This is a genomic window from Caballeronia sp. M23-90, assembly GCF_053574605.1.
In genome coordinates this window covers 1-8,622 of record NZ_JBSIPA010000282.1, presented here as the reverse complement: position 1 = coordinate 8,622, position 8,622 = coordinate 1, and the positions used below count along the sequence as shown (strand labels likewise).

Sequence of the window (8,622 nt, the reverse complement as noted above, 5' to 3'; positions counted from 1 at the left end):
TCTCGCCGCCCGGCAACTCGCCACGCTCGACCAGTTGAGCGGCGGGCGGCTCGCGGTCCACTTCATTTCGGGTGGCAGCGATATTGAACAACGTCGCGACGGCGATTTTCTTTCGCACGATGAACGCTACGCACGCACCGACGAATATCTCCAAATCCTGCGTCGCGTGTGGACCGAATCGAAACCGTTCGATCACGAAGGCCGCTATTACCGTTTCGAACAAGCATTCTCCGAAGTCAAGCCAAGGCAGGCGCCTTACGTGCCGATCTACTTCGGCGGTGCATCGGCGCCGGCGATCGAAGTCGCGGGCAAGCACGCAGACGTCTACGCACTTTGGGGCGAATCGAAGGACCAGGTTCACGAACAGGTGACACGGGTTCGCGCGGAAGCGGCCAAACACGGACGCAACGTGCGCTTCTCGGTATCGTTCCGGCCGATTCTCGCGGCCACTGAAAAGGCCGCGTGGGAACGTGCGGAACATATCCTCGCCGAGACACGGCGGCTGCGTGCCGAACAAGGCCTGGGCGAAGCGACGCCTCAGCAAAGCGAAGGCGCACGGCGCCTGCTTGCGGCAGCGGGCGACGGCGTGCGTGCCGATGACCGGCTCTGGACCGGCGTGGCAAAAGAGATCGGCGGACGGTCGAATTCAACGGCGCTCGTAGGCACGCCTTCGCAAGTCGCCGAGACACTGGCCGAGTATCACGCTCTCGGCGTCACCACCTTCCTCATTCGCGGCTTCGATCCGCTTGAAGACGCGCTCGACTATGGCCGCGAACTGATTCCGCTCACGCGCGAACTGACATCGCGTGTTGCGCACGCAGCTTGACGCGTCCCCGCTTCCGGCTACATCACCCGTTTTCGAACCTCCCGAAGGAACGACTTCATTCATGAGCGACACCCCCCTGCGCCGTTTCGACGACGTGCGCGACGCCCTGCGTTCCAAACGCGAAATCGCCTTTCTCGATGTACGCGAAGAAGATCCGCACGCACAGCGTCATCCGCTCTTTGCGGCCAACCTGCCACTGTCGAAAATCGAACTCGATGCGCTGACCAAGCTGCCGCGCAAGAGCGTGCCGATCGTTCTTCTCGATGACGGCGAAGGTCTCGCGCAACGCGCAGCAAACCGTTTTGAAGCGCTCGGGTTTTCCGAAATTTCCGTTTTCGATGGCGGCCTGAAAGGTTGGGAACGCGCAGGCGGCGAAGTATTCCGGGACGTCAACGTGCCAAGCAAGGCATTCGGCGAATTCGTGGAAGCGAAGCAGCATACGCCGGCGTTATCGGCGGAAGCAGTCGATGCGTTGCTGAAAAGCGGCGAAGACGTGGTCGTGCTCGACGCGCGCCGCTACGACGAATATCAGACGATGAACATTCCCGGCAGCATCAGCGTGCCGGGCGCCGAACTGGTGTTGCGCGCCCGCGCGCTTGCGCCCGATCCGAATACACGCGTGATCGTGAATTGCGCGGGGCGTACGCGCAGCATCATCGGCACGCAGTCGCTCGTGAACGCGGGACTGCCGAACCCGGTATCGGCTCTGCGCAATGGCACGATCGGCTGGTTGCTTGCAGGGCAGACGCTCGCACATGGCAGCGCCAATCAGTTCGCTATCGATGATGGCCGCGCCGACGATGCATCGCGCAAATCTGCACGTTCGGTGGCAGATCGCGCAGGCGTGAAGCGCACGACTTTTGCGGTCGCTCAAAGCTGGGCGGAAGATCCGACACGCACGACGTATCGCTTCGATGTGCGCACGCCCGCCGAATACGAGCATGCGCATGCTGCAGGTTTTCAGGGCGCGCCGGGCGGCCAGCTCGTGCAGGAAACCGAGATGTTCGCACCGGTTCGCGGCGCGCGCATCGTGCTCTTCGATGACGACGGCGTACGCGCCAACATGACGGCATCGTGGCTCGCGCAGATGAACAACGACGTTCATGCCATCGACGATTCAAGCAACGCTGCGCTAACTGAACGGGGTCCGTGGCGCGGCGCGAAGGCACAACCTTCGCCGCTTCCAACGATCACCGCAAAAGACCTCGCTGCGGTGCTCGACGAGTCAGCGAGCCGGACGATCGTGCTCGACTTCACGGCGAGCGCCAATCATGTGAAGGGACATATCCCCGGCGCATGGTGGGCCGTCCGCTCGCGTCTGCCTGAGGACCTGCCCGCATTGCCCGACGCGAAGCAATATGTGGTCACGTGCGCGTCGAGCGCGCTGGCAGCGTTTGCCGGACCCGATGTCGCGGCGCTGACCGGCAAGCCCGTGTTGTTGCTCGAAGGCGGTACAGCGTCGTGGATTGCGGCCGGCTTGCCGCTCGAAAAAGGCGAGACGCATCTGGCGTCACCCCGTATCGACAGATACAGGCGACCTTATGAAGGCACCGACGCGCCACATGAAGCAATGAACGCGTACCTCGAATGGGAATACGGTCTCGTCGCCCAGTTGGAGCGCGACGGCACGCACGGCTTTTTCGTGATCTAACGCCAGCGGAATGACGCGTGCGGGCCGAGCGCGCTTCATTCCAATCTCGACGATTAGCAAAGCAGAACAATGCGTTTGTCTAATGTCGCGGCGGTCCGTATCGTGAATCTTTTCTCTTGCATGGATGATTCATGAAACGACGCAGTCTCCTGTCGATCGCCGCGCTGACTGCATTCGCGGCGCTCTGGCCGCTTGCATCGAATGCTGAAACTGTTTTGAAAGTCGGCGACCAGCAGTTGCAAACGCGCGGCATCCTGGAAGCATCGGGTCAGTTGAAAGACGTCCCGTACAAGATCGAGTGGTTCAACTTTCCCGCTGCCCAGCCGTTGGGTGAGGCTTTGAACGCAGGCGCAATCGATGTAGGCGGCCTCGGTGATGCCCCCTTGATCTTCGCCTACGCCGCAGGCGCGCGCGTTCGTGCAGTGGCCGCTACCCGGTCGACGCCCGTCGATCTTGCGATCCTCGTGCCGGAAGGTTCGTCCATCAAAAGCGCAGCTGATCTCAAGGGCAAACGCATCGCGACCACGCGCGGTTCCATCGGCCATTATCTTGTTGTTGCCACGCTCGAACGCGCGGGCATCAGGCTCTCCGATGTCACCCTCCAATACATGCAACCCGCCGATGCGAAGTCGGCGCTGGAATCAGGCAACGTCGATGCGTGGTCCACATGGGACCCTTACGTTGCGCTCGGCGAATTGCGTGACAAGAATCGCAGCGTGGCGAACGGCGTGGGTCTGTCATCGGGGCTGAGTTTCCAGGCTGCAACCGATGCATCGCTCGCAACCAAACGGGCACAGATCGATGACTTCGTGCATCGCGTGGCAGAAGGTCAGCGCTGGGCGTTGACGCATCCGGACGAAGTCGCGGCGATCCAGTCGCGTGTCACGCACCTGCCTGTCGATGTCCTCAAGGTCGTGTACCAGCGCGCGCAGTTGAAGCCCATCTCCATCGATAAAGCCGTGATCACCGAACAGCAGCGCACTGCTGACCTGTACGTCCGCGCGGGCGTGATCAAGACGACGCTCGATGTCACCCCGAGCTTCGATCCTCAATTCACCGCGCACTAACGGATTTCCCATGACCGTACGGCACCCGGACTCCCACCTTCAAGATCCAGCCGTGCTGGACGCCCTCGCCGACCTCGACAGCGCCGCCGCCGATAAATGGCTTGCCTTGCTCACGCAGGAGTTCGCGGCAACGGCCGGCACGCTCGATCACGATGCGATCTTCCCGCACGACAACCTCGCGCGCCTTCGAAGCGCGGGGCTGCTTGCGTTGACCGTACCGCGTGCACTCGGTGGCCGCGAAGCAACGCTGCCGCAAGTACGCAAGGTGGTCCACGCCGTGGCGCGTGGCGAGCCGTCGACCGCGCTGATCCTGGTCATGCAATCGCTTTACCATCTGCGTTTGCAGGCCAATCCGAACTGGCCTCAGGCACTGAAGCAGCAGGTTGCGCGCGACGCCGTTGAAAACGGCGCGCTCATCAATTCGCTGCGCGTTGAACCGGAACTTGGTTCGCCATCGCGTGGCGGCTTGCCGGGAACCATCGGACGCCTGAATGAATCCGGCGATGCGTGGATCCTCAACGGCAGCAAGATCTATTCAACAGGAAGTCCGGGCCTGACATGGTTCGCCGTATGGGGCCGCACCGACGAACCCGCTCCGCGCGTCGGCACGTTTCTCGTGCATCGCGATACGCCGGGGATTCGTTTCGGCGAGCCGTGGAATCATCTCGGCATGCGCGCGACCGGCAGCCATGAAGTGATCTTCGAAAACGTGGGCGTTCCCGCAGCGCAGGCCGTCGATCTGAATCTGCCCGAGGCCAATGTCGCCGGCATGGATCCGCTCACTACGCTATGGATGAACGTGTTGCTTTCATCCATCTATGACGCCGTTGCCCGCTCCGCGCGCGACTGGTTTGCGCATTGGGCTGCAGATCGCACGCCGGCCAACCTCGGCGCGCCGTTGTCGAGTCTTGGCAGCTTCCAGCAGACGCTGGGACGCATCGACGCGTTGCTGCTCAACAATCGCGTGCTGCTCGATGCCGGCGCGCAAGGCCGCGTGCCGCTGCAAGAAGCGCCTGCCATCAAATTTCTCGTCACGCAAAACGCCATCAACGCAGTCGAGATTGCCGTGGAGGCCAGCGGCAATCCGGGTTTGAGCCGCAACAACGCGCTTGAACGGCATCATCGCGACGTGCTTTGCTCGCGCATTCATACGCCACAAAACGACGCACTGCTGGGCGCCCTCGGCCGTGCCGCATTCGCCACGCTTCCAAAATTTCTTGAGGAAACACCATCATGAGCGTTGAATTCATCGGCTATGTCAGCCATCAGGAATCGAGCGAGATTCACTTGCCGCAAGGTCCCGCTGTCAATCCGCCGTACATCGCGGCGGTTGCCCAGGCGCATGAGTATGGCGGCTTCGATCGCGTGCTGATCGCGCATTCGAGCGCATCGCCCGATGGCTTCCAGATTGCATCGTTCGTGGCGCAGCAGACCAGGCGCCTTGGAATCCTGCTCGCACATCGGCCGGGCTTTGTTGCGCCGACGCTGGCGGCGCGCCAGCTTGCCACGCTCGATCATTTCAGTGCGGGACGTACCGCGGTGCATATCATTTCCGGCGGCGACGACACGGAACAACAACGCGACGGCGATTTCCTCGAACATGACGACCGCTATAAACGCACCGATGAATACCTTGATGTCGTCAAGCAATCGTGGACCAGCGAAAAGCCCTTCGACCACGACGGCGAGTTCTACAAAGTACGTGGACATCGCTCGTTGATTCGCCCGGTGCAGAAGCCGCATTTGCCGGTGTATTTCGGCGGATCGTCGGACGCGGCCATTCAGGTCGCGGGCAAACATGCCGATGTCTTTGCGCTCTGGGGCGAATCGCTTGCGCAGGTCGCGGAGACCATCGAACGCGTGCGCGCAGCGGCCCGGCCTTATGGACGCGAGCATGCAATCCGGTTCAGCTTGTCGCTGCGGCCGATCATCGCTGCTACGGAAGATGCCGCGTGGGCACGTGCGGAATCGATTCTCGAGCGGGCGAAGCAAGTGGTGACCAGCAACCCCAATTTCACGCGCCGTCCGAGCGAGCCGAAGAACGTCGGTTCGCAACGTCTGCTCGCTGAAGCGGCGAAAGGCAGCGTTGTGGACAAGCGGTTGTGGACGGGCATTGCTGCGCTGACGAAGGCTGCGGGCAATTCGACTTCGCTGGTGGGTACGCCGGAGCAAGTGACGGAAGCGTTGATCGAGTATTACCGGCTCGGGATTTCGACGTTCCTGATTCGCGGCTTCGATCCGCTCGAAGATGCGCTAGCTTATGGACGTGACCTGCTGCCGGTCGTGCACGCAGCTGTGGCGAAGGAAGATAGCAAGAGCCGGGCAAGGGAACTTGAAACGGCTCAGGGCTGACCTGTAAGGGCCGATGCATCAATCGCTTGTATCTTCGGATTTTCGGCCGTCCGCCGCGTCTATCAACCTGCGTCCATGTCCGTCGGTTACCAATGCGAGCGGGCGCAGTTCCGGATATTGCGAAACAAGCGACATTAAAACAGATGCCCCGACGCGCCGCGCCGATTCGTCGTCCAGAGGAGTTTCATTGTTCACCGGGATTTCCAGAAATGGGCGCTTCTGGACGTTACTAACGTTATTGAGTGCGCTCGCCGACAACCAGAACTGCCGAAGTGTTTTCGTATCAGGGTCGTACTCGGTAAGCAGGTATTGAAATGGCATCATCTAGTAACCTCGGCAAGTTTGGTAATTCGCGAAAGCGTGTTGCTTGCACAATGCATAGCTGCGTGGATCGTTATATATCGCGCGCGTGAATTCGCATTGGTCTAATTCAAACTCGTACATCGTATGGCATTCCGCTTCGTGCGACTCGCTGATGCCGCGCGCGGCTATCGATAAAAGATCGCTGCCCGACTCGCTCGGCGAGTATTTGAACGGCGCGGCGTCGCTTAACGGCGTGGTGCCCGTGCCAACCTCCGACACATTGCCCAGTTCGAAAACGCCTTTATCCATCGACGGCAACGAAGCCGCAACGGCAGACGCCGCCGTCGATACAAGCGCGGCAAGTGCATCACGCGCCGCCCACGCCGCGCGGTTTCGCGCTGCCGCCTCTGCGATAGTTTCAATGTGCCGGAACACTTGCGGCGGGCGCGCTGCGCGCTCGGCGTCCTCTACTTGTTGGTGATACTCCGCCAATTCCTCTCTATACGCTTTCGTCCGGGCTTCGAAGATCGCGCCGCGTTCGGCCATATCCGCCATTTCGCGCCGATACCTTTCGTCTTCGGTAAGCGCCGGGACAAAGCCGTCATGTGCGATATAGGCGGGCTTGGCCCGCACGATCACCACCGCGCCGTTTCGCACCTCCCAGCACAACGCTTTAATCACGTCGCGCGGGCTAGTGCCGAAGGGACTCGGACAGTAGGAGGGAACCGCATTCCGAAGAAAGATCTGGATACGCTCGACGAGCTCCGGCTGGCTCGCCCAATGTTCCAGATTCGCGGCCTTGAATAAGGCTTGGCCGGCGTCAATTGCTTCTTGCTGCTCTTCGGTTCTGCCGTGCGGCGCGTAATTCCATCGTCTATAGAGTAAGAACCGATGACCTTCATACCGCATTAATTCGGTTGTCATCCTGTTTGATTTTGTTGTTGAAACGCCCCTACGCTAACGCACTTTTGCACGCGCTCATCTCAATAAAAGACAGGTGCACGGACGGTAACTTGTCCAGACGTTTGCACCAAAGGTTATGCAGCAACGCTGCGGCTTTGCTTGCCACCGTGCCTCTAAAGCCCAACCGCTAAGCCCCTTCCACCCCCCTCCCCACCGCCATCTCCACAAACAGCCGCCCCATCGGCGACAACACCCCGACCCTCCTCGTCACGATCCCAAAGGTCTGCGACCTCGACTTGAAATCTATCGGCACGGTCCGCAGCATCCGATGCTTGCAAAAAAGCCTCGCCACGCCGGCCGGCAACACCGAAACCAGATCCGCACTGCATTGCAACAGCGCAACCGTCACAAACGTCGATGCCGTCGAAATCGCACTCATCGGCACTTGCGCGCCCGCAAGGTCCATCTCTCGTGCAAGCATGGCCTGCATCGGCATGGAGCTCGGATAAGTCACCCATCGGTGCCCCGCAAGATCCGCAAAACTCAGCTCATGGGGGAGAAACGGCGGGTGGTCGTAACCCACCACCACCGACAACGGCTCGTCCCCCAGCGGCTGATAGTGATACTTCGACGGCTCATCACTGACAATCGACCGGCCGACCACGAGATCCAGACGGCCTTCGTCGAGCATCGACAACATGCGCGCACTTGTGTCTTCGACGATTTCTATCGATAACCCCGGGTTGCTCTCCTGCAAACCATTCAGGATCGGCACGACGAGATCCGGCACCGAGCCCATGATCGCGCCCACCGCCAGTCTGCCGCCCGTCCCGGAACGGATGTCCGCGACTTCCTGGCATAACGCGGTCAGATCGGCTGCCAGAAGCCGTGCGTAGCGGATCACGCAATGGCCGAACTGGTTCGGCACGAGCCCCTTCTTCGCGCGCTCGAACAACGGCCCTTCAAGCATGGATTCAAGCTCGGCGAGCGCCTTGCTGGCGGCGGACTGGGTCATCGACATCGCGCTGGATGCCTTGTGCAGCGACTTGTGATCGTCAAGGGCAATGAGCAACTGAAGCTGCTTCATGCGCAAGCGGCTCATCAATACGTCCAGCGTCGATTTCATGGTCTAAAGGCTGTGCTTTCAGGCGAGTCGCAAAAGCGATCACGAGATGGAAAGGTTTCACTATACATCGCCTGCAAGCTCGCCCTATAGTGGCCCCAAATCAAAATTGGAGACTTCCATGACCCAACCGATCTACCGCGGCGTGTTTCCGGTCGCGCCAACCGTCTTCGACGCCGCCGGTCGCCTCGACCTGAACGGCCAGCGACGCGCGATCGATTTCATGATCGATGCCGGATCGCACGGCCTGTGCATCCTCGCCAATTTTTCCGAGCAATTCGCTCTCACCGACGACGAACGCTCGGTCGTCCAGAAAACTGTGCTGGATCACGTGGCGGGCCGCGTGCCGGTGATCGTGACGACCACGCATTTCAGTAGCGACGTGTGCGCCGCCCGA

9 protein-coding genes are annotated in these 8,622 nt (G+C 60.8%); 6 read left to right on the top strand and 3 right to left on the bottom strand.

The window, feature by feature from the left end:
- The 5 genes from ACRXB1_RS23510 to ACRXB1_RS23490 form a co-directional block, all read left to right on the top strand.
- On the top strand, positions 1-826 hold an 826-nt coding region (locus tag ACRXB1_RS23510), incomplete at its 5' end, for an LLM class flavin-dependent oxidoreductase (RefSeq protein ID WP_449493385.1).
- A 61-nt stretch (positions 827-887) separates the two neighbouring features.
- Positions 888-2,477 carry a rhodanese homology domain-containing protein gene (locus ACRXB1_RS23505; RefSeq protein WP_449493384.1) on the top strand — a complete coding sequence of 530 codons (1,590 nt, stop codon included), beginning with the start codon at positions 888-890 and terminating at the stop codon, positions 2,475-2,477.
- 131 nt (positions 2,478-2,608) lie between these two features.
- Positions 2,609-3,544: an ABC transporter substrate-binding protein gene (locus ACRXB1_RS23500; RefSeq protein WP_449493383.1), complete on the top strand. Its 936-nt coding sequence runs from the start codon at positions 2,609-2,611 to the stop codon at positions 3,542-3,544.
- Positions 3,545-3,554: 10 nt separating this feature from the next.
- Positions 3,555-4,781: an acyl-CoA dehydrogenase family protein gene (locus tag ACRXB1_RS23495; RefSeq protein ID WP_449493382.1), complete on the top strand. Its 1,227-nt coding sequence runs from the start codon at positions 3,555-3,557 to the stop codon at positions 4,779-4,781.
- Positions 4,778-5,896 carry an LLM class flavin-dependent oxidoreductase gene (locus ACRXB1_RS23490; protein ID WP_062172469.1) on the top strand — a complete coding sequence of 373 codons (1,119 nt, stop codon included), beginning with the start codon at positions 4,778-4,780 and terminating at the stop codon, positions 5,894-5,896. The genes ACRXB1_RS23495 and ACRXB1_RS23490 overlap by 4 nt, the downstream gene beginning before the upstream one ends.
- 18 nt (positions 5,897-5,914) lie before the next feature.
- On the opposite strand, the gene ACRXB1_RS23485 is transcribed toward ACRXB1_RS23490, so the two are convergent.
- From ACRXB1_RS23485 to ACRXB1_RS23475, 3 genes are all read right to left on the bottom strand, one after another.
- Positions 5,915-6,220, bottom strand: a complete 306-nt coding sequence (locus ACRXB1_RS23485) for a hypothetical protein (protein WP_449493381.1) — start codon at positions 6,218-6,220, stop codon at positions 5,915-5,917.
- Positions 6,221-7,123, bottom strand: a complete 903-nt coding sequence (locus tag ACRXB1_RS23480; protein ID WP_449493380.1) for a hypothetical protein — start codon at positions 7,121-7,123, stop codon at positions 6,221-6,223.
- A 166-nt stretch (positions 7,124-7,289) separates the two neighbouring features.
- Positions 7,290-8,228: a LysR family transcriptional regulator gene (locus ACRXB1_RS23475; RefSeq protein WP_449493379.1), complete on the bottom strand. Its 939-nt coding sequence runs from the start codon at positions 8,226-8,228 to the stop codon at positions 7,290-7,292.
- A 118-nt stretch (positions 8,229-8,346) separates the two neighbouring features.
- On the opposite strand from ACRXB1_RS23475, the gene ACRXB1_RS23470 reads away from it, so the two are divergent.
- On the top strand, positions 8,347-8,622 hold a 276-nt coding region (locus ACRXB1_RS23470; protein WP_449493378.1), incomplete at its 3' end, for a dihydrodipicolinate synthase family protein.

Excerpts from the sequence above, each read along its gene's own strand:
- ACRXB1_RS23505 (WP_449493384.1), top strand. The coding sequence starts at position 888 with ATGAGCGACACCCCCCTGCGCCGTTTCGACGACGTGCGCGACGCCCTG.
- ACRXB1_RS23500 (WP_449493383.1), top strand. The coding sequence starts at position 2,609 with ATGAAACGACGCAGTCTCCTGTCGATCGCCGCGCTGACTGCATTCGCG.
- ACRXB1_RS23495 (WP_449493382.1), top strand. The coding sequence starts at position 3,555 with ATGACCGTACGGCACCCGGACTCCCACCTTCAAGATCCAGCCGTGCTG.
- ACRXB1_RS23490 (WP_062172469.1), top strand. The coding sequence starts at position 4,778 with ATGAGCGTTGAATTCATCGGCTATGTCAGCCATCAGGAATCGAGCGAG.
- ACRXB1_RS23485 (WP_449493381.1), bottom strand. The coding sequence starts at position 6,220 with ATGATGCCATTTCAATACCTGCTTACCGAGTACGACCCTGATACGAAA.
- ACRXB1_RS23480 (WP_449493380.1), bottom strand. The coding sequence starts at position 7,123 with ATGACAACCGAATTAATGCGGTATGAAGGTCATCGGTTCTTACTCTAT.
- ACRXB1_RS23475 (WP_449493379.1), bottom strand. The coding sequence starts at position 8,228 with ATGAAATCGACGCTGGACGTATTGATGAGCCGCTTGCGCATGAAGCAG.